Consider the following 20,509-nt stretch of genomic DNA (forward strand, 5'->3'; position numbering starts at 1 on the left):
TCCTTCCGAGGCCCGTCAGGCCAAGCCGATGAGACGGAGGTAGGCGTCCCAGATCGCGGTGCCGCAGAACGCACCGATCCACGCGCCGAGCAGCATCCACGGTCCGAACGGGATCCCGGTCGAGCGGCCCGTGCGGCGCACGAGCACCAGGCCGATGCCGAAGGTACCGCCGAGCAGGAACGCCGCGAAAGCACCCACTGCGAGGGGGCCCCATCCGAGGTACGCGAGCACCAGCCCGAGCGCCCCGGCGAGCTTCACGTCACCGAGACCCATCCCGCGGGGCACGGCGATCGCGAGCAGGAGGTAGACGCCGCCGAGCACCGCCATGCCGCCGAGCCCGCGCACGAACGCTGCCCAGTCTCCGGTGAGGACACTGCTGCCTGCCAGCAGGACCGCGAGGACCGGGTACATCGGCAGCACGATCCGGTTCGGCAGTGTGTGGGTGTCGAGGTCGATCATGGCGAGCGCGACACTCACCGCCATCACGTAGAGCAGCGCCACGAGGAGGACGGCGTGCCCGGCGAAGGCCCGCGCGTCGAACGCTGCGGTCGCCTCGGTCGGGAGGAACCGGACCGCCACCACCAAGAACAGGACCGCGGTCGCCATCTCCACCAGCGGGTACCGGACGGAGATCGGCTCGGAGCAGTCCCGGCACCGCCCGCGGAGCAGCAGCCACGACAGGACCGGCACGTTGTCGAACCCGCGGATGGCGTTCCCGCACCGCGGGCACGACGAGGCCGGCGCGACGACCGACATCCCGGCCGGCACGCGGTACACGACGACGTTGAGGAAGGAACCGATCGCCAGCCCGAGGACGGCGCCCAGCCCGACGATCATCACGATCAGGGGCAGCAGTGCAGCGGTCATGCGATCGGCGCCCCGTTCGCGTCGTACGCCGTCTTCGATTCGACCTGGTTCGCGACCCGGTAGGTCGTGACGGTCGGCTGCGGGAACTTCGGTGGGGTGTAGGTCGCGAGGCTCGGGTCGAACTTGTAGGCCTTGTCGTAGCCCTGACCGCTCGCGAGCCCGACGGCTCCGCGGAAGTTCTGCGCGATCGAGCCGCTGACGGTCAAGGTGCCACGACCGCTCGTCGAGCCCCTCGCCCAGTTCTGCACGGCGAAGGTTCCCTGGTTCGAGAGGATCGCGGCGTCGATCTCGCGGTTCGCGGCGAGGATCGTGCTGCCGTCGGCGTTGATCGGGTTCCACACCCAGACGGCGCGCTGTCCGATGAGCCCGAGGACCGTCGACGCGGAGCGGGTCGTCGGGTACTTGATGTCGCCGGTGACGTAGGCGTAGTTCTCCGCGGCGATCGTCACCGCCTTGTCGACGGTGCCCTGCACGAAGGCGTCGCCGCGGTCGCAGCCGTACGGCGTCGACAGGTTCACGATGTTCGTGCCGCTCCCCGCGGTCGGTTCGACCTCCGAGGTCGACCGCGACCCGGTGGACCGCGGGAACCCGACGCCGTTCGACGTCAGGTTCGTCCAGCTGTTGGCTCGGGTCGTCGAGTCGCATGCCGTGGCCTGCGTCTTGTAGGTGGACGCGTCCCAGCGGTTCGGGTCCGCCGTGGTGCCGGCAGCGCGGGCCGCCGGCTCGTTCTGCACGTAGATCATGTTGTTCTTCGGGATCGCCACGGTCGCCCCGGCCGTGCTGTGGAGCGCGTCGATCCCGCCGCACTTGGCGGACGCCTGCCCGGCCGTGATCGTGGCCCCGGAGACCGCACTCGCGCCCTTGATCGTCGTCATCACCGTGAGCGGTGAGACCACCGTCATCGTGCCGTCACCGTTGAACGTGATCTTCGTCGGCCCGGTGTACAGGCAGCCGGTTCCTTCGACGGTGCTCGTCGTGGCCGTCAGGTCGTAGCGCATGTAGTCGCGGAGGTCACCGATCGTCGACGGCGGCGTCAGCGTCGAGACGGTCGTCGGGTTGGACGCGAACTGCGCCGCGGCCGTCCCGCACCCGGAGCTCGTCCAGCTGTAGACGCTCTGCACCGTGCTCTTGAACTGCGAACCGCAGATCTTCAGCTGGTCGTTCGAGCGGACCGGCCCCTCGAGCACGTCGTTCGGGCCGAACTGGATCTGGTCACACGTGGACGACGTCGCGGCAGGCCGGTACGCGGTCGTGCACGCGCTGCTGCCGGTCCCCTTCTCGTTGGTGACGGTCGGGTCGCCGGCTTCGTAGTTCGTGAAGTACAGGTAGTTGGAGAACCCGTCCGGTCGCACGTTCGCCACCACCGTGCGCGTGGTCGATCCCGAGCGCCCGGTGGCCTGCAGACGGATGACGCCCTGCGCGGAGAGCTTGCTGTTGTCGACCGCGTACCGGTAGGACTCGTCGCTCGCCGAGCCGTCCGCACCCGGGACCGACACCCAGGCCGCACCGGACTGGTAGTTGAAGGCCGTGTTGCTCCCGGTGCCCTTCGAGAACACGCTGCCGGAGGCCCGGCTGAACGGCGCGTTCGCCTGACCGTAGAGCCCGTAGGTGTTGTCGGCGTTCAACCGCGACTGGTAGTCCGCGACCCCCGCGTACGCCGCGGCGATCGCGCGGTTCCACGCCGTGTCGGTCGTCGTGACCCGCGCGCCGCTCGTGGCGACGGAGACCATCGTCGCCACCAGGAGCATCACGACGGCGCCGATCCCCACGACGGCGACCAGGGCGATCCCGCGCTCGTCGTCGCGGGCGCGGAGGCGTCGGAGGAGACGGATCATCACGGGGCTCCCATCACGATGTTCGGCATGCTCGTCGTGTTCGACAGGGTGACTGCGCTGGCGTCCGAGGTGCTCTTCCCGACCGTGACCGCCACGTCGACCGACCGGATGTTCGGGAGATCCGCAGCCGCGACCGGTGTCGTCGGGGATCCGAGCACGCCGTTCGACCCGTCCCGGAAGACGAACATCGCGCTGTTGACCGCCGGGGACGCGAGGGTCCTCGTCGAGGTCGGCGTGGTGGAGAGCGTCGCACCGCTGTTGAGCGGGAAGGAGTAGTACGAGCTGTTGCCGGACACGGCGGTACCGACCCACTTCTTCTCGGTGATCGTCTTCGCGACGGGGTCGAGCGTCAGCTGGACCTCGACCGCCTGGGACAGCGTCGAGTCGAGGTTGACGTACGCGAAGAACCGCACCGAGTTCGTGCTCGCGTACTGGAACGCGTACTGCGAGTCGTCGCCCGTCGGCACCGGGTTGTCGGTCGCCGCACGGAGCATGCGGCCGATCTCGTTCATCGCGTTCGACGCGACACGGGTGTTGGTGCTGACAGAACTGGCCGTGTTCGATGCCTTCTGCGACGAGATGAGGAACGACCCGGCGACCGTCAGCACGATGAGCGAGAGCGTCATCGCGACGAGGAGCTCGACGAGCGTCAACCCACGCTCGTCCCGCCGCGCGACGTCGAGCCGCCGCCGGAGCGCGCGCATCACGAGCCGCTCACGATCCGGGGGTCCAGCGTGACGACGTTGCCGCTCACCGAGACGTTCACGTTCGTCACGTTCGGGTTCGCCGCGACCACGGGGTTGTTGGAGCTGAGGAGTCCGGCGAGGGCCGTCGTGCCGCGGAGCGTCCACGTGCCGTACGGCAGCGCCACCGTCGTCGCCGCAGTGGACTTGAGGCCGGTGAAGTAGTACGTGGTCGACGGCGAGCAGCCGGGGTCCCCGCCGCTGACCGCGGTGGTGTTCTTCACCGTCGCCACGAGCACGGTGTCGATCCCGCTCATCTTCACGTCGATGATCCCCATCGGGGCGCGAGCCGTCGCCGTCGTCGCGCTGGTCGGGAGGACCCCGGGCTGACCGTTCACGTCCGTGAAGATGTTCGGGGACACCACGAGGTTGTTCACCGGGGTCGTCCACTCGGTCGGGTCGACGTCCTTGCACGTGCTGGTGTAGCTGCCCGCGACGGCCGTCCAGCCGTCCGTGTACGGGAAGAGCGTCGTCGACGTCGTCGAGATCGTGCTGACGCGGTCCGCGTGGCGGAAGCTCGTCGTCATCGACGTCGGGAGCTTCGCGGTGCCCTGCGTGAGGTTGAGCGGTGCACCGACGCTGACGCTCAGCGCCTGGTCGTAGAGGAAGGACTTGTTGCCGATGCCGCCCGCGGTGGTCGTGATGTTGTACGTCGGCGCCGTGGCGCCGGACTCGTCGACGTTGCCGCTCTTGCTGATGGCGATCTTGTACGTGCCCGGCGTCACGCCGAGGGCGTAGCTGCAGCCGTTGCCGTCCGTGGCGGCAGGCTGCGCTGCCAGGCTGGTGGCGCCGCCGGACACCGGCGTGATGTTCACGGCGACGTTCTCGTTCGGGCCGCCGCTCGCCGTCCGGACTCCGACCACGATCGTGGAGCCGCTCGCACTCGAGACGGCTGCCGGCGGGGAGATGAGGGTGTCGAGGACGACGTTCTTCTGGCGGGGCGAGGTGCCGCTCGTCCAGGAGACCGTGATCGCGACGCGTTTGTAGGAGAGGACCCCGGAGCCGGCGCCGCACGAGTTGTCCGTGCCGTCGGAGTTGATCCAGTTCGTGGTCCGCTTGACCGTGTACCCCTGGGTCCCGACGGTCTGCGTCCGCGTGTCGTCGTCGAGGGTGAAGACGTCCTTGGTGCTGCGTGCCGCGTCGAGCGCTTGGTTCGCGAGGTTGAGTGCCGCTTCGCGGGAGCGGTTGTCCTGCGTCAGGTACATCGTGGAGACGATCCCGGCAGCGACGCCGGCAGCGATGATCGCGAACACGGTCATCGCGACCATGACCTCGATGATCGTGAACCCGTCCTCGTTCTCACGCGCCGCGCGGAGGCGGTCGACGATGCGCAGCAACATGCTCTCTGCCTCTCTGCCTCTCTGACGCGGGGGTGTCCGGGTGGTGGTGCGACAACGGGCCGTGACGGTCGTCACGGCCCGTTGTCAGGGGGTCAGGGTCAGCAAGAGCCGTCCGTGACTCCCTCGTTGTCGGTGATGTGGAACACCTTGGTCGTCTTGCTGTTCGCCTGGACGCAGAACGAGGTAGCGGAGACGTACTTGTACTGCAGGTTGATCGTGTTGTCGCTGAGCGATGCGCCGTTCGACTTCAGATCAGCGGGGATCGTGCCGGTCACGGCATTGGTCGTGCCGTCGCGAGTCAGCGTGACGTTCGTCGCGTAGAGCGACCCGTTGTTGGTCTGGTACGCGACCAGCGCGGTCTTCCAGTTCGTGATGTCCGACTTGGCCGAGCTGTCCTTCGCGTTGTTCGTGATGCCCAGGTACACCGGGATCGCGATGGCGGCGAGGATGCCGATGATGATGACGACGACGAGGAGTTCGATGAGCGTGAAGCCCTTCTCCTTGTCCTCGAGGAGACCCTTGCGGCGAGCGTTCAGCTTGCCCATGAGAGCGAAGTACATGGCTGGTCCATTCATTGGGAATGTGATCGGTGATGATTGATGGGGCTGTGCTCTGCCGCCGGTACGAGCGTATTCACCGACGATTCAGTGCATAATCCCGAGAACGGGGGGTCACCGGGCAGCGAAATACCCCCACTACCGGGGGTGGCTTCTCGATGAACCACCCCCGATGGAGGGGGCTTCGCGCATTACTACTTGACGAGCGAGGAGATCTGGAAGATCGGCAGGTAGAGCGCCACGATCATCCCGCCGACGACCACGCCGAGGAACGCGATGAGCAGCGGCTCGATCAGCGAGGTCAGCGCCTCGGTGGTGGCCTCCACCTCGTTGTCGTAGAAGATCGCGATCTTCTCGAGCATGATCTCCATCGAACCGGCATCCTCACCGACGGCGATCATCTGCGAGACCATCGACGGGAAAACGGGTTCGCGCTCCAGCGGAGCCGCAATTGATTCGCCTTTCCGAACCGATTCGGAAACCCGCCCCAACGCCTTTTCCACAACGAAGTTCCCGGAGACCTGACCGGCGATCTGCAATGCCTGCAGAATGGGCACACCGGCGCCGATCATGTTCGAGAGGTTGCGCGAGAACCGCGCCATCACGATCTTCTTGTTGAGGTCACCGAACACCGGCAGACGCATCTTCAGCGGGTCGAGGAAGCCGCGGACCCGATCGGTGTTCTTGTTCGCACGCCACCAGATCCAGCCGACGACGACCGCGACCGCGAGGACCGGTCCGACGTAGACCATCGCGTGCGACATGTAGACGAGCATCATCGTCGGGAGCGGGAGCTTGCCGCCGAGCGACTCGAACATGCCCTGGAAGATCGGGACGATGAAGATCAGCATCACGACGACGGCGAGCAGCGACATGATCAGCACGACGACCGGGTAGGTCATCGCGGACTTGATCGTCGAGCGGAGCTTGTGCTCCTTCTCGAAGTTGGTGGCGATGGAGTCCATCGCCTGGTCGAGGAACCCGCCGGTCTCGCCGGCACGGATCATGTTGATCATGATCGGCGGGAACTCGACCGGGTACTTCGCGACGGCGTCCGAGAACGAGACGCCGCGCTCGACGTCGTCCCGTACCTTGCCGAGGATGTCCTTGAGCTTCTTCGACTCGGTCTGATCGGCCAGGATCGACAGGGCACGGAGCAGCGAGAGCCCCGACGACAGCATCGTCGCGGCCTGCCTGGCCATGATCGAGAGGTCCTTGAGCCCGACGCCCTTCTCGAACCCCGGGATCTTGATCTCGGTCTGCAGCCCGCTGCCGACCTTCGCCTCGGTGATCGCGATCGGCGAGACGCCCATCGTCCGGAGCCGCTGGACGACGGCCCCTTCCGAGGCAGCGTCGAGCCGCCCCTTGACGAGCTTGCCGCCGCCGTCCCGCCCGCGGTAGTCGAACGCGAGTGACATCAGTGCCCTCCGGAGAACTTGTCGCCGAAGTCGATCTCGCTCGCGGCGATGGCCGCGGCGGACGAGTCGGACGGGGACTCGACGCGCTGCACGAGCCGGTCGAACCCTTCGAGGTCGTGCACCTTCTCCAGCGCCGCGGCCCGGGTGACGGTGCCGACGTTGACGAGCTCCGCGAGGTCCTGATCCATGGTGTGCATGCCCATGTCCCGCCCGGCCTGCATGGCCGAGGTGATCTGGTACGTCTTGCCTTCGCGGATGAGGTTGCCGATCGCCGGCGTGGTCTTCATGATCTCGGTCGAGACGACGCGCCCCGCCCCGTTCGCCTTCGGGACGAGCGTCTGGCAGACGACTCCTTCGAGCGTGGCGGCGAGCTGCGTCCGGATCTGCCCCTGCTGGTGCGGCGGGAAGACGTCGATGACACGGTCGATCGTGCCCGGTGCGCTCTGCGTGTGCAGGGTCGCGAAGACCAGGTGGCCGGTCTCGGCGGCGGTCAGTGCGACGGAGATCGTCTCGAGGTCGCGGAGCTCACCGATGAGGATGACGTCGGGGTCCTGGCGCAGCACGTGCTTCAGGGCCTTCGCGAACGACTGCGTGTCCGCTCCGACCTCGCGCTGGTTGATGATCGCCTTCTTGTGGTCGTGCATGAACTCGATCGGGTCCTCGACCGTGACGATGTGGTCGGCACGGGTTTCGTTCACCAGGTCGATGAGCGCGGCGAGCGTGGTCGACTTGCCGGACCCGGTCGGCCCGGTGACGAGGACGAGTCCGCGTGGCAGCTTCGCGAACTCCCCCACGTGGGCGGGGATGCCGAGCTGCTTGAGCGTCTTGATCTTGGTGGGGATGATGCGGAAGGCCGCACCCCAGTTGCCGCGCTGCTGGTAGTAGTTCACGCGGAAGCGGTACTCCGGCGAGAGCGAGTACGCGAAGTCGAGTTCCTGCTCGTGGTCGAACTGGCCGGCCTGCTCGACGGTCATGAGCGTCTTCAGCGCGGCGATGACCTTGTTCCGCGCCCAGGGTCCGCCGGGGACGGCGGGCCGGAGGGAGCCGTCGACGCGGACCGTCGGGGCGGCGTCGGCGGTCAGGTGCAGGTCGGAGCCGCCCTGGTAGACGACCTGGGCGAGCGCCGTCACGAGGTCGGGGTCGGCCACTTCACGCGCGTGCCGCGTGAACCCGATCTCTGGGACACCGGCGCCACCGGCGGCGGGAGCAGGAGCGGCGTACGTCGGCACCGTCTGGAGGCTCGTGGTCGGCACCGCGGGCGCGACCGGCAGGTGCTCGGTCACCGCGTCGGGGTAGCCGTAGCTCGCAGTGGACGGCGGGACCGCGGCGGGCGGGGTCGCCGGCGCCGCCAGCGGCTGCGCCACCGGCACGGCGACGGGCGCACCGGAGGGTGCCGGCCAGCCGGCGGTGTCGTCGCCGAGGTCGTACACGGGGACGGCGGGAGCGGCCGCGGGCGCTGCGGCGAACGGCGCCGCCCCAGCCGCTGGCACGGTCGGCTGCGCGCCGGTCTCGGCGAGCCGCGCGGCGCGGCGCGACCCGATCTCGTGGCCGGGACGGCCCGGGTGCCAGCCGGCCACGGGCTCGTCGCCCGCAGCGGTGATGTCGTACACGGAGTCGGTCATCTCGTGCTCTCCTCGGCCTACGCCACCACGCGCAGGATCTCGTCGACGCTCGTCATGCCGAGCTTCACCTTCTCCCACCCGTCCTGACGGAGGGTGAGCATGCCCTGGTCCTGCGCGACGCGGCTGATCTCGGCGCTCGAGGCGCGGGCGACGGCGAGCCGCTCGATCTCCTCGGACACGGTCATCACCTCGTGCAGGGCGATGCGGCCGCGGTAGCCGGTGTTCGAGCACACGGCGCAGCCGATCGGGGCGAAGAACTCGGGGATCTCGGCATCGGCGCCGTCGACGAACCCGAGCGCCCGCAGCTGGGACGGCTCGTAGACGGCGGGCGCCTTGCAGCGGTCGCAGAGCTTCCGCGCGAGGCGCTGTGCGACGACGCAGTCCAGTGCGGACCCGACCAGGAACGGCTCGATGTCCATCTCCGTCAGGCGGGTGACCGCGGACGGGGCGTCGTTGGTGTGGAGGGTCGAGAGGACGAGGTGGCCGGTGAGCGACGCTTCGATCGCGATCTGCGCGGTCTCGTGGTCGCGGATCTCGCCGAGGAGCACGACGTCGGGGTCGGAGCGGAGGATGCTGCGGAGCGCCGAGGCGAAGGTCAGTCCGGCCTTCGGGTTCACCTGCACCTGGTTGATGCCGGCCATCCGGTACTCGACCGGGTCCTCGACGGTGATGACGTTGATCTCGGGACGGGCGACGGCGTTCAGGGTCGTGTAGAGCGTGGTCGACTTGCCCGAACCGGTCGGTCCGGTGACGAGGATCATGCCGTACGGCTTCGAGTAGGACCGCTGGTACGCGGCGGCGTTCCGCTCCAGCAGGTTGAGGTCCCTGAGGGTCATCGACGTGTTCGTGTTGTCGAGGATCCGCATGACGACCTTCTCGCCCCAGACGGTCGGCAGGGTCGCGACGCGGAGGTCGATCTGGCGGCCGCCGTGGCGGACCGACATGCGGCCGTCCTGCGGCTTCCGTCGCTCGGCGATGTCGATGTCGCTCATGATCTTCAAGCGGCTGATCACGCCGTTCTGGATGTTCTTCGGCGCCGGCGCCATCTCGTGCAGCACGCCGTCGATGCGGTACCGCACCCGGACCTCGTGCTCGCCGGGCTCGATGTGGATGTCGGACGCGTGGTCCTGGATGGCCTGCGAGACGAGCAGGTTCACGAAGCGGACGATCGGGACGTCGTCGAGCGACCCTTCCGAGATGTCCGCCTGCTGCTGCGCCGTCGCCGACGCTTCTTCTTCGAGCGAGGAGGTCAGGTCGTTCAGCTCGTCGTCGGCGCGGAGGTAGCGGTCGAGGGCGCTGGCGAGGTCCCGTTCCTCGACCTGGAGGGGCTTGATCGCCCGGCCGGAGGCGGCGCGGGCGTCGTCGATCGCCAGGACGTTCGTCGGGTTCACCATGGCGAGGACGAGGACGTCGCCTTCGAACCCGACGCCGAGCACCCCGTGGCGGCGGCAGAGCGCTGCGGGCAGGATCGACACCGCGGTGCCGTCGACCGGGTAGTCGGTGAGCGGCACGGTCTTGGAGTTGTTCGAGGCCGCGCGGGCGGTGATGAACTGCGCCTCGCTGACCACGCCCTGGCTCACCAGGGAGCGGATCGACCGCTCGTCGATCTCCTCGTCGCCGGTGAGCGAGTCGAGGTGCTCGATCGGGAGTGCTCCGTTGAGGATCAGGATCTCGGAGAGCGTCGCCATGGGCTCGGAGCCTCCTGGGTTGAGTGAACGCTGGCGTGGGGTACGGGCGCTGCGCCGCTCGGGTTCGACGCCTGTCCACGCTATGTCCGGGACCGGCTGGCCCCGCAGTCCCAGAATGAGGGGGCGGAGGCCTCCTGGCGCACCCAGAACGGGGGCTGTGGACAACGGCTTCGGGATGCCTCCTGTGGAGAAAAAGTCTCGACGCGCGGCACGCCGCCGGGACATGATGAGTCATGGAGATCACGAGCGTGACCGTCGGGCTGCCCGTCACCGACCTCGAGGCGTCCTGCCTCTGGTACGGCGCGGTGTTCGAGCGCGTGGACCCCGACCTCGAACCGGCCGAGGGCGTCGCCGAGTACGAGATCGGCGGGATCTGGATCCAGCTCGTCGAGGACCCGGACGCCGAGGAGAACTCCGCCGTCGTCCGCTTCGGCGTCGACGACGTCGCCGCGCAGCACACCCGGATCGCCGCGCTCGGCATCGACGTCGGCCCGGTGGAGCGCGTCGAGGGTGCGATCGACTGGTTCGACGTCCACGACCCCGACGGCAACGTGCTGAGCCTCTACTCCCTGGCGGACGAGACGGGTCACGGTTCCGACGGCCGGGACAGCGGGGCCGGTCGCGCGCTCTAAACGCGACCAGGCGACCGCCGGGAGGCACGGTGCCGGTCCGCACCGTGCCTCCCGTCGGTTCTGCGGTGCAGCAACTTCGTGAACGTCACGTTTCGGGCCTGGACGCGGCAGCCGCGCAGTGCCACGCTGTCGGCATGCAGAAGACACGTATTTCAGATGTGGTACAACGGCGGATCACCGGCGGGCTCGTCGTGCTCGCGCTCTCGCTCGGTTCCGTGGCCCTCGCCGCGCCGGCGCAGGCCGCGGAGTTCTCCGCACGGATCGGATCCGTCGCGCACAACGCCGGCGACGTCGCGGTCACCGGGAACGGCGACCCGGGCGACCTCGTCGAGGTGACGCCGTCCGACGGCGCCCCGGTGCAGACCCGGGTGAAGCCGAACGGCACCTGGCGGACCGTCGCGCACGTGGACGGTCCCGGCGACCACACGTTCCGCGTCACCGATTCGATCGGCTCACCGGCCCGGACCCTCGCCGCCACGACGCGCGACGTCAGCTACACGGGTCTCGTCGTGGTCCGCGAGAACTGGGAACGGTCCCTCCTGGTGCGCGGATCGGGCTTCGAGCCTCGCGCACACGTCGACCTCACCGTCGACGGTGTCCCACGAGGCACCACGACGGTCGATCGCGACGGCGCCTTCGCCCACCGGATCTCCGGCATGGCGTTCGGCCAGCACACGGTCACCACCAGCGAGCGCTTCGACGGCGCCGAGCAGCTCCGCATCAACTCCTCCGCACTCCTCGAGCCCTTCCCGGTCGTCGACGACGTCCGCGTCGACCCGGCCGGTCACCTCGTGCACCTGGCCGGTCGCGGGCCCGCCGGCACCGACATGCGCTTCGTCGACGAGTCCGGCGCCCCGTGGCCGTTGACGGACGGCACCGACTGGATCACGAACGCCGACGGGACCTGGACGGCTGATGTCGCATACCCGGGCGTCGGCACCCGCTTCATGGGCATCGTCGCCGAGGTGTACGACGACGGCAAGCTGGTCGGTTCCACGACCACCAGTGCGACGATCCCGTTCCCGGTGACGGCCGTGGTCACGAAGTACACCGCCAAGAAGCTGGTGCTCTCCGGCACCGCCGAACCCGGCGCCCGTCTGTCGTTCGTCGACGCCGACGGCACCCCGGTGACCGACGCCGACGGCAACCGCGTCGAACCGCCGGTCCCCGGGACCTCGAAGTGGACCGTCACGCTCGACCCGCGCCGGATGGCCGGCGGCACCGTGACCGCCACCGTCACCGGCGACGAGGGCGTGCACGGCAACGTCACCCTGACCTACCGCTGACGACCACACCCCAGAAACGGGGAAGGGCCCCGCATCCAATGGATGCGGGGCCCTTCCTTCGGATCACTCGGTTCAGTTGTACGTACCCGGCGTGAAGTCGTCCGACGAGAAGCTGTCGAAGTCGACGAAGCTCAGGTCGGCGTCCGAGAACGACGAGTCGTCCGCGAAGATGCGGTTGGGGTACCGCTCTGCCTTCGCTTCTTCCGTCGCGTTCACGTCCACGTCGCGGTACCGGCTGAGGCCCGTCCCGGCGGGGATGAGCTTCCCGATGATGACGTTCTCCTTGAGGCCGACGAGGTGGTCCTGCTTGCCCTCCATGGCCGCCTGCGTGAGCACGCGGGTGGTCTCCTGGAAGGACGCGGCGGACAGCCACGACTCGGTCGCGAGGGACGCCTTGGTGATGCCCATGACCTCCTGGCGAGCGGAAGCGGTCTTGCGACCCTCCTGCAGCGCCGCACGGTTGATCGCGTTGTAGCGCGACCGGTCGACGAGCTCACCGGGCAGCAGGTCCGTGTCGGCGTGGTCGACGACCGTCACCTTGCGGAGCATCTGACGGACGATGACCTCGATGTGCTTGTCGTGGATCGGCACGCCCTGCGAGCCGTACACGTCCTGCACACCGTTGACCAGGTGCTTCTGGACCTCACGGACACCCTTGACGCGAAGGACTTCCTTCGGGTCGACGGTGCCGGCGATGAACTGCTCGCCGAGCTCGACGTGCTGGTTGTCCTCGATGAGGAGGGTCGCACGCTTGAGCACCGGGTAGATGAACGGCTCGTCGCCGTTGTCCGGCGTGAGGATGATGCGACGGCCCTTGTCCGTGTCCTCGATGACGACGCGGCCGGGGGCCTCGGCGATCGGGGACGCGCCCTTGGGGGTACGAGCCTCGAAGAGCTCGGTGACACGGGGCAGACCCTGGGTGATGTCGTCGGCCGAGGCCGAACCACCCGTGTGGAAGGTACGCATCGTCAGCTGGGTACCGGGCTCACCGATGGACTGGGCGGCGATGATGCCGACCGCCTCGCCGATGTCGACGAGGTTGCCCGTGGCGAGCGAACGGCCGTAGCACTTCGCGCAGACACCGACGGCCGACTCGCAGGTCAGGACCGAGCGCACCTTGATGCTCTCGACACCGGCCGCGACCAGCTTGTCGATGAGGACGTCACCGACGTCCTCGCCTGCCTCGGCGACCACCGTGCCCTTCGCGTCCGTCGCCGCGGTGGCGAGGGTGCGCGAGTACACGGTGTTCTCGACGCGGGCGTCGCGGACGAGCTTGCCGTCGGCGTCGACCGTGGCGATCGGCAGTTCGAGACCACGCGTGGTGCCGCAGTCGTCCTCGCGGATGATGACGTCCTGCGACACGTCCACGAGACGACGGGTGAGGTACCCGGAGTCCGCGGTACGGAGCGCGGTGTCGGCAAGACCCTTACGAGCACCGTGGGTGGCGATGAAGTACTCCGCCACGGTCAGGCCCTCGCGGTACGAGTTGATGATCGGGCGGGCGATGATCTCGCCCTTCGGGTTGTTCACCAGACCACGCATACCGGCGATGTTGCGGACCTGCAGCCAGTTACCACGAGCACCCGAGGACACCATGCGGTTGATGGTGTTGTCGATCGGGAAGTTGTCGCGCATCTCCTGCGCGATCTCGTTGGTGGCCTCGGTCCAGATCTTGATCAGGTCGGCGCGACGTTCCGCGTCGGTGATCAGACCCTTGTCGAACTCACCCTGGACCTTGGCGGCCTGGATCTCGTAACCCGCGATGATCTCCTTCTTGCGAGGAGGCGTCACGACGTCGGAGAGCGCCACGGTCACACCGGAGCGCGTGCCCCAGTAGAAGCCCGCGTCCTTGATCCGGTCGAGCGCAGCGGCCGTCTCGGTCTTGGAGTAGCGCTCGGCGAGGTCGTTGACGATCGCGGAGAGGGTGCCCTTGTCGGTGACCCGCTGGACGAACGGGTAGTCCGCCGGCAGGGTCTCGTTGAAGAGCGCGCGACCGAGGGTGGTCTCGAGGAGGATCGACTGACCCACCTCGTAGCCCTCGGGGGCTTCACCCTCGGCGAAGTGGACACCCGACATGCGGATCTTCACCTGCGCGTTGAGGTGCAGCGTGTTCTGGTCCTTCGCCATGATCGCCTCGGCGACCGAGGAGAACGAACGGCCCTCACCGACGGCGCCCTCGCGGACGGTCGTCAGGTGGTGCAGACCGATGATCATGTCCTGTGCGGGCAGGGTCACCGGGCGGCCGTCGGACGGCTTCAGGATGTTGTTCGAGGCGAGCATCAGGATGCGGGCCTCGGCCTGGGCCTCGACCGACAGCGGCAGGTGCACGGCCATCTGGTCACCGTCGAAGTCCGCGTTGAACGCAGCACACACGAGCGGGTGGAGCTGGATGGCCTTGCCCTCGACGAGCTGCGGCTCGAACGCCTGGATGCCCAGACGGTGCAGCGTCGGCGCACGGTTCAGCAGGACGGGGCGCTCGCGGATGATCTCCTCGAGCACGTCCCACACCTGCGGACGCGAACGCTCGACCATGCGCTTGGCCGACTTGATGTTCTGCGCGTGCGACAGGTCGATGAGGCGCTTGATGACGAACGGCTTGAACAGCTCGAGGGCCATCTGCTTGGGCAGACCGCACTGGTGGAGCTTGAGCTGCGGGCCGACGATGATGACCGAACGACCCGAGTAGTCGACGCGCTTGCCGAGCAGGTTCTGGCGGAAACGACCCTGCTTGCCCTTGAGCATGTCGCTCAGGGACTTCAGGGCGCGGTTGCCGGTACCCGTGACGGGGCGACCACGACGACCGTTGTCGAACAGCGCGTCGACCGCTTCCTGCAGCATGCGCTTCTCGTTGTTCACGATGATCTCGGGGGCACCGAGGTCGAGCAGGCGGCGGAGGCGGTTGTTGCGGTTGATCACACGACGGTAGAGGTCGTTGAGGTCCGACGTGGCGAAACGGCCACCGTCGAGCTGCACCATCGGGCGGAGCTCCGGCGGGATGACCGGCACGACGTCGAGCACCATCGCTGCCGGCGAGTTGCCGGTGGCGAGGAAGGAGCTGACGACGCGCAGACGCTTGATCGCACGGATCTTCTTCTGGCCCTTGCCCTCGGCGATCTGCAGACGCAGTGCCTCGGCCTCGGCGGCCAGGTCGAAGGCCTCGAGCCGCAGCTTGATCGCCTCGGCGCCCATGTAGGCGTCGAAGTAGATCCCGAAGCGGTCCTGGAGCTCGTGGAAGACCGCGTCCTCGGGCTTGAGGTCGCCCACCTTGAGGTTGCGGAAGTCCTCCCACACACGCTCGAGACGGGTGATGTCCTCGTCGAAGGACTTGCGGACCTGGGACATCTCCTTCTCGGCGGTGTCCTTGGTGCGGCGCTTGATGTCGGCCTTGGCGCCCTCTTCCTCGAGCGCTGCGAGGTCGTCCTCGAGCTTCTTGAGGCGGTCGGCGATGATCGAGTCGCGCTGGTTCTCGAGGTTCTTGATCTCGAGGCGCATCTCGTTCTCGAGACCCGGCATGTCAGCGTGCCGGCCCTCTTCGTCGATGCTGATGATCATGTACGCGGCGAAGTAGATGACCTTCTCGAGGTCCTTCGGCGCCATGTCCAGCAGGTAGCCCAGGCGCGACGGGACGCCCTTGAAGTACCAGATGTGCGTGACGGGTGCGGCGAGCTCGATGTGGCCCATGCGCTCACGACGGACCGAGGACTTGGTGACCTCGACGCCGCAACGCTCGCAGACGATGCCCTTGAAGCGGACACGCTTGTACTTGCCGCAGGCGCACTCCCAGTCGCGGGAAGGACCGAAGATCTGTTCGCCGAACAGACCGTCCTTCTCGGGCTTCAGGGTGCGGTAGTTGATGGTCTCCGGCTTCTTGACCTCGCCGTACGACCACTGGCGGATGTCTTCGGCCGTGGCGAGGCCGATCCGCAGTGCGTCAAAGGAAGTTGCTTCGAGCAATGTTCTTCTCTCTTGCTGAATTCGAAACGTTGTCGGGCGGGGCGGGATCAGATGTCGTCGACGGAGGACGACTCGAACCGCGAGGAGATGTTGATGCCGAGCTCTTCAGCGGCACGGAAGACCTCGTCGTCCGTGTCGCGGAGGCTGACCGCCTGGCCGTCGGCCGAGAGGACCTCGACGTTCAGGCAGAGCGACTGCATCTCCTTCATGAGGACCTTGAAGCTCTCCGGGATGCCGGGCTCCTGGATGTTCTCGCCCTTGACGATCGCCTCGTAGACCTTCACGCGGCCGAGGATGTCGTCGGACTTGATCGTCAGGAGCTCCTGGAGGGCGTACGCGGCGCCGTATGCCTCGAGCGCCCACACCTCCATCTCGCCGAAACGCTGTCCACCGAACTGCGCCTTACCACCCAGCGGCTGCTGCGTGATCATCGAGTACGGACCGGTCGAACGGGCGTGGATCTTGTCGTCGACCAGGTGGTGGAGCTTCAGGATGTACATGTAGCCGACCGACACGGGCTCCGGGAACGGCTCGCCGGAGCGGCCGTCGAAGAGCTGGGCCTTGCCGGAGGAACCGATCAGGCGCTCGCCGTCACGGTTCGGGAGCGTCGAGTCGAGGAGGCCCTCGATCTCACGCTCGTAGGCGCCGTCGAACACCGGGGTCGCGACCTTGGTGCCGGGCTCCGCGCTGCGGGCGGCCTCGGGGAGAGCCGAAGCCCACTCCTGGATGCCCTCGACGTTCCAGCCCTGCTTCGCGAGCCACCCGAGGTGGATCTCGAGGACCTGGCCGAAGTTCATGCGGCCGGGGACGCCGAGCGGGTTCAGCACGATGTCGACCGGGGTGCCGTCCGCCAGGAACGGCATGTCCTCGACCGGCAGGATCGTCGAGATGACGCCCTTGTTGCCGTGACGACCGGCGAGCTTGTCGCCAGCGGTGATCTTGCGCTTCTGGGCGATGTAGACGACCACGCGCTGGTTGACGCCCGAGCCGAGCTCGTCGTCGCCGTCCTGCGCGTCGAACACCTTGACGCCGATGATCGTGCCCTCTTCACCGTGGGGCACCTTCAGCGAGGTGTCGCGGACTTCGCGCGACTTCTCGTTGAAGATGGCGCGGAGGAGGCGCTCTTCGGCGCTCAGCTCGGTCTCGCCCTTCGGCGTGACCTTGCCGACGAGGATGTCGCCGGGGCGGACCTCGGCGCCGATGCGGATGATGCCGCGCTCGTCGAGGTCGGCCAGGAGGTCCGGGCTGACGTTCGGGAGGTCGCGGGTGATCTCTTCCTTGCCGAGCTTGGTGTCGCGGGCGTCGACCTCGTACTCCTCGATGTGGATCGAGGAGAGCGTGTCGTCCTTCACGAGGTTCTGCGACAGGATCATCGCGTCCTCGTAGTTGTAGCCCTCCCACGGCATGAACGCGACGAGGAGGTTCTTGCCGAGCGCGAGCTCGCCGTTCTCCGTCGCGGGGCCGTCGGCGATGACCTCGCCCTGCTCCACACGCTCACCGGCGCTGACGATCACGCGGTGGTTGTAGCTCGTGCCCTGGTTCGAGCGGTCGAACTTGCGGAGGTAGTAGGACTGCGTCCCGCCCTCGTCGAGCTGCAGGGTCACGGCGTCGGCCGAGACCTCGGAGACGACACCGGCCTTCTCGGCGATGACGACGTCGCCGGCGTCGATGGCGGTGTAGCCCTCCATGCCGGTGCCGACGAGCGGCGACTCGGAGCGGAGGAGCGGCACGGCCTGGCGCTGCATGTTCGCACCCATGAGGGCGCGGTTCGCGTCGTCGTGCTCGAGGAACGGGATGAGCGACGTCGCGACCGACACCATCTGGCGCGGGGAGACGTCCATGTAGTCGACCTCGCCGCGGGCGACGAGTTCGACCTCTCCGCCCTTCTTGCGGACGAGCACCTTGTCGTCGGCGAAGTGGAAGTCGGCCGTCAGCGGGGCGTTGGCCTGCGCGACGACGAACTCGTCTTCTTCCGAAGCGGTCAGGTAGTCGATGGTCTTCGTGACCTCGCCGTTGACGACGCGACGGTACGGGGTCTCGATGAAGCCGAACGAGTTGATCCGACCGAAGGACGCGAGCGAACCGATCAGGCCGATGTTCGGGCCTTCCGGGGTCTCGATCGGGCACATGCGGCCGTAGTGCGACGGGTGGACGTCGCGGACCTCGACGCCGGCACGCTCACGGGACAGACCACCCGGGCCGAGGGCCGAGAGACGACGCTTGTGCGTCAGGCCCGCGAGCGGGTTGTTCTGGTCCATGAACTGCGACAGCTGGGACGTCCCGAAGAACTCCTTGATCGCGGCGACGACGGGGCGCACGTTGATCAGGGTCTGCGGCGTGATCGCCTCGATGTCCTGCGTGGTCATGCGCTCGCGGACGACACGCTCCATGCGGGACAGACCGGTGCGGACCTGGTTCTGGATGAGCTCACCGACGGCACGGATGCGGCGGTTGCCGAAGTGGTCGATGTCGTCCACGTCGAGGCGGAGCTGCACGGGCTCGCCGTCGCGGACGCCGTCGATCGTGGTGCGCTCGGCGTGCAGCGAGACCAGGTACTTGATCGTCGCGACGATGTCCTGCACCGAGAGCACGGAGTCGGACAGCGGCGCGTCGATGCCGAGCTTGCGGTCCAGCTTGTAACGACCCACCTTGGCGAGGTCGTAGCGCTTCGGGTTGAAGTAGAAGTTGTCGAGGAGCGCACGCGCGGCCTCGGCGGCGACCTGCTCGCCCGGACGCAGCTTGCGGTAGATGTCCTTGAGCGCCTCTTCCTTGGTGAGGATGGCGTCCTTCTCGAGGGTCGACTCGATGGAGGCGAAGCCCTGGAACTCGTCGAGGATCTCTTCGCTCGTCAGGCCGAGGGCCTTGAGGAAGACCGTGACCGACTGCTTGCGCTTGCGGTCGATGCGCACGCCCACCTGGTCGCGCTTGTCGATCTCGAACTCGAGCCATGCACCACGCGACGGGATCACGCGAGCCGAGTAGATGTCCTTGTCGGACGTCTTCTCCTGCTGGCGCTCGAAGTACACGCCCGGCGAGCGGACGAGCTGCGAGACGACGACACGCTCGGTGCCGTTGATGATGAACGTGCCGCGCTCGGTCATGAGCGGGAAGTCGCCCATGAAGACCGTCTGCGTCTTGATCTCACCGGTCATGTGGTTCATGAACTCGGCGTTGACGTACAGCGGAGCGGCGTAGGTCTTGCCGCGTTCCTTGCAGTCGTCGATGGAGTACTTCGGGTCCTCGAGCTCCGGGGACGTGAACGAGAGCTGCATCGTCTCGCCGAGGTCCTCGATCGGGGAGATCTCCTCGAAGATCTCCTCGAGGCCGGAGTGCAGCGCGAGGTCGGTACGACCCTGCTCCTGCCCCTCGGCCAGTCGGGCCTTCCAGACGTCGTTGCCGACGAGCCAGTCGAAGCTCTCCGTCTGGAGAGCGAGCAGATCAGGAACCGTGAGGGTGTCCGTGATCTTGGCGAACGAGAGTCGCGAGTGGTTGCGACCGTTCTTGGGGTTGGTGGATGCGTTGGGCGCAGCAGCCAAGGGTGTGACCTCCGTAGGCCCCGTCGGGCCGGTACTGACGAGCAGCATGTAGGTGAGTGGATTGACGCTCGGCGCAACCCCGAGACACGCACGCACGCCTGTGTCACGAGGACGAAGGGCATGTGCGATGATCTGAGTGAGCGGCACCCGCCGACATATACGGGTCCGGCTTCACAAGGGCGTCGGAGTCGACCGCAATATGACGACACGCAGCCAGGGAGCGCGAACTGCCATCATAGGCAGCGGCCGCGCATGATGTCCAGTCCTGGCTTGACCAAATTCGTGGACGACGTGTATAAGCACCGTCCGGCCGCCGGTATTCCGCCGTGCGGACCCCGGCCACCCGCCTAACCGAGGCGTTCGCGGTCGACCCGAGCCGAGCCTCCGGTCCGGTTCTCGAACCCCGCCAGCGCACGGAACGCGTCCTCCGGACGACGGGTGCGCACGAAGGTGACCCGGCCACGGTCGTCGGTGAGCTCGATCCCGAGCCCCGGGGTCAGCATCAGGGCGCGGACCCCGCGACCGAGCCGCAGGCCGATGCCGCCGTAGGTGCGCGCGTCGGCCTCGACGAGCCGGACGTCCGTGATCCGGTGACGCGGGATCCGGCGCGGCGGGAGCGGACGGAAGTGCAGGGTGACGTGCGTCGCGGTGACGGTGAAGCCGGACCGGGCGAGCAACAGGAGCAGTCCGACGACCATGCCGAGGACGCCCGGGACGATGAGGGCGACCTCCGGCGCTTCGCCCGGCCAGCCGAGGACCGCGCCGGTGAGGCCGCCGCCCGCAGCGAGGAGCACGCTCCCGACCACGCGCATCCAGGCGGGTGCGTGCTCGCGGTCCGCGTGGAACGGACGGGAGGGACGGGTTGCCACACGGGGTCGGCTCGCGTTCGTGCGCGTGCTGGCGCTGGCGCTGGCGCTGGTGAAACGGTGCGTCGGGATGCTCAGGGTGTCGGCGGACAAGGGTGACTCCTGCGGTTCGGGGCCGTTCGGATTCTGCACTCCGTATTTTACATAACGAACGACATGTGTTCA

13 protein-coding genes are annotated in these 20,509 nt (G+C 67.8%); 2 read left to right on the forward strand and 11 right to left on the reverse strand.

Annotated elements, in window-relative coordinates; all coding sequences use genetic code 11:
• Nucleotides 1–15: 15 nt before the first annotated feature.
• From EDF24_RS01545 to EDF24_RS01580, 8 genes are all read right to left on the reverse strand, one after another.
• Nucleotides 16–867, reverse strand: coding sequence for an A24 family peptidase (locus EDF24_RS01545; protein WP_123700888.1), 852 nt, complete (start codon nt 865–867; stop codon nt 16–18).
• Nucleotides 864–2,702, reverse strand: a complete 1,839-nt coding sequence (locus EDF24_RS01550) for a hypothetical protein (RefSeq protein WP_123700889.1) — start codon at nt 2,700–2,702, stop codon at nt 864–866. Before EDF24_RS01550 ends, EDF24_RS01545 begins: the two co-directional genes overlap by 4 nt.
• The gene (locus tag EDF24_RS01555) at nt 2,702–3,406 is read right to left on the reverse strand and encodes a prepilin-type N-terminal cleavage/methylation domain-containing protein (RefSeq protein ID WP_132047573.1); all 705 of its coding nucleotides are present in this window, start codon (nt 3,404–3,406) and stop codon (nt 2,702–2,704) included. The genes EDF24_RS01550 and EDF24_RS01555 overlap by 1 nt, the downstream gene beginning before the upstream one ends.
• Nucleotides 3,406–4,785, reverse strand: a complete 1,380-nt coding sequence (locus tag EDF24_RS01560; RefSeq protein WP_123700891.1) for a prepilin-type N-terminal cleavage/methylation domain-containing protein — start codon at nt 4,783–4,785, stop codon at nt 3,406–3,408. The genes EDF24_RS01555 and EDF24_RS01560 overlap by 1 nt, the downstream gene beginning before the upstream one ends.
• A gap of 98 nt (nt 4,786–4,883) precedes the next feature.
• Nucleotides 4,884–5,345, reverse strand: a complete 462-nt coding sequence (locus EDF24_RS19620) for a type II secretion system protein (RefSeq protein ID WP_123700892.1) — start codon at nt 5,343–5,345, stop codon at nt 4,884–4,886.
• Nucleotides 5,346–5,536: 191 nt separating this feature from the next.
• On the reverse strand, nt 5,537–6,760 hold the full coding sequence (locus EDF24_RS01570; RefSeq protein ID WP_123700893.1) for a type II secretion system F family protein: 1,224 nt from the start codon (nt 6,758–6,760) through the stop codon (nt 5,537–5,539).
• Entirely contained in the window at nt 6,760–8,382 is a 1,623-nt protein-coding gene (locus EDF24_RS01575; RefSeq protein ID WP_123700894.1) for a type IV pilus twitching motility protein PilT, read from the reverse strand. The genes EDF24_RS01570 and EDF24_RS01575 overlap by 1 nt, the downstream gene beginning before the upstream one ends.
• 17 nt (nt 8,383–8,399) lie before the next feature.
• A complete protein-coding gene (locus tag EDF24_RS01580) occupies nt 8,400–10,070 on the reverse strand; it encodes a GspE/PulE family protein (protein WP_123700895.1) in 1,671 nt (556 codons plus the stop codon).
• Between the two features lie 233 nt (nt 10,071–10,303).
• On the opposite strand from EDF24_RS01580, the gene EDF24_RS01585 reads away from it, so the two are divergent.
• Both EDF24_RS01585 and EDF24_RS01590 read left to right on the forward strand, forming a co-directional pair.
• Nucleotides 10,304–10,702, forward strand: coding sequence for a VOC family protein (locus tag EDF24_RS01585; RefSeq protein ID WP_123654847.1), 399 nt, complete (start codon nt 10,304–10,306; stop codon nt 10,700–10,702).
• A gap of 134 nt (nt 10,703–10,836) precedes the next feature.
• Complete coding sequence (locus EDF24_RS01590; RefSeq protein ID WP_132047571.1) at nt 10,837–11,988, forward strand: hypothetical protein; 1,152 nt, start codon at nt 10,837–10,839, stop codon at nt 11,986–11,988.
• A 72-nt stretch (nt 11,989–12,060) separates the two neighbouring features.
• On the opposite strand, the gene EDF24_RS01595 is transcribed toward EDF24_RS01590, so the two are convergent.
• The 3 genes from EDF24_RS01595 to EDF24_RS01605 all read right to left on the reverse strand — a co-directional run bounded on the left by EDF24_RS01595 (nt 12,061) and on the right by EDF24_RS01605 (nt 20,437).
• Nucleotides 12,061–15,942 (reverse strand): DNA-directed RNA polymerase subunit beta', encoded by a 3,882-nt coding sequence (locus tag EDF24_RS01595; protein WP_123654849.1) that lies wholly within the window; start codon nt 15,940–15,942, stop codon nt 12,061–12,063.
• Nucleotides 15,943–15,989: 47 nt separating this feature from the next.
• Nucleotides 15,990–19,478 (reverse strand): DNA-directed RNA polymerase subunit beta, encoded by a 3,489-nt coding sequence (gene rpoB, locus EDF24_RS01600; protein WP_123700897.1) that lies wholly within the window; start codon nt 19,476–19,478, stop codon nt 15,990–15,992.
• A gap of 347 nt (nt 19,479–19,825) precedes the next feature.
• Nucleotides 19,826–20,437: a hypothetical protein gene (locus EDF24_RS01605; RefSeq protein ID WP_123700898.1), complete on the reverse strand. Its 612-nt coding sequence runs from the start codon at nt 20,435–20,437 to the stop codon at nt 19,826–19,828.
• Between the last annotated feature and the right edge of the window lie 72 nt (nt 20,438–20,509).

Origin of the sequence: Curtobacterium sp. PhB130 (assembly GCF_003755165.1) — a bacterium.
Classification (GTDB): Bacteria; Actinomycetota; Actinomycetes; order Actinomycetales; family Microbacteriaceae; genus Curtobacterium.

Coding starts and splice junctions, on each gene's coding strand:
- EDF24_RS01585 (WP_123654847.1), top strand. CDS start 10,304: ATGGAGATCACGAGCGTGACCGTCGGGCTGCCCGTCACCGACCTCGAG.
- EDF24_RS01555 (WP_132047573.1), bottom strand. CDS start 3,406: ATGCGCGCGCTCCGGCGGCGGCTCGACGTCGCGCGGCGGGACGAGCGT.
- EDF24_RS19620 (WP_123700892.1), bottom strand. CDS start 5,345: ATGTACTTCGCTCTCATGGGCAAGCTGAACGCTCGCCGCAAGGGTCTC.
- EDF24_RS01590 (WP_132047571.1), top strand. CDS start 10,837: ATGCAGAAGACACGTATTTCAGATGTGGTACAACGGCGGATCACCGGC.
- EDF24_RS01570 (WP_123700893.1), bottom strand. CDS start 6,760: ATGTCACTCGCGTTCGACTACCGCGGGCGGGACGGCGGCGGCAAGCTC.
- EDF24_RS01560 (WP_123700891.1), bottom strand. CDS start 4,785: ATGTTGCTGCGCATCGTCGACCGCCTCCGCGCGGCGCGTGAGAACGAG.
- EDF24_RS01550 (WP_123700889.1), bottom strand. CDS start 2,702: ATGATCCGTCTCCTCCGACGCCTCCGCGCCCGCGACGACGAGCGCGGG.
- EDF24_RS01575 (WP_123700894.1), bottom strand. CDS start 8,382: ATGACCGACTCCGTGTACGACATCACCGCTGCGGGCGACGAGCCCGTG.
- EDF24_RS01545 (WP_123700888.1), bottom strand. CDS start 867: ATGACCGCTGCACTGCTGCCCCTGATCGTGATGATCGTCGGGCTGGGC.
- EDF24_RS01580 (WP_123700895.1), bottom strand. CDS start 10,070: ATGGCGACGCTCTCCGAGATCCTGATCCTCAACGGAGCACTCCCGATC.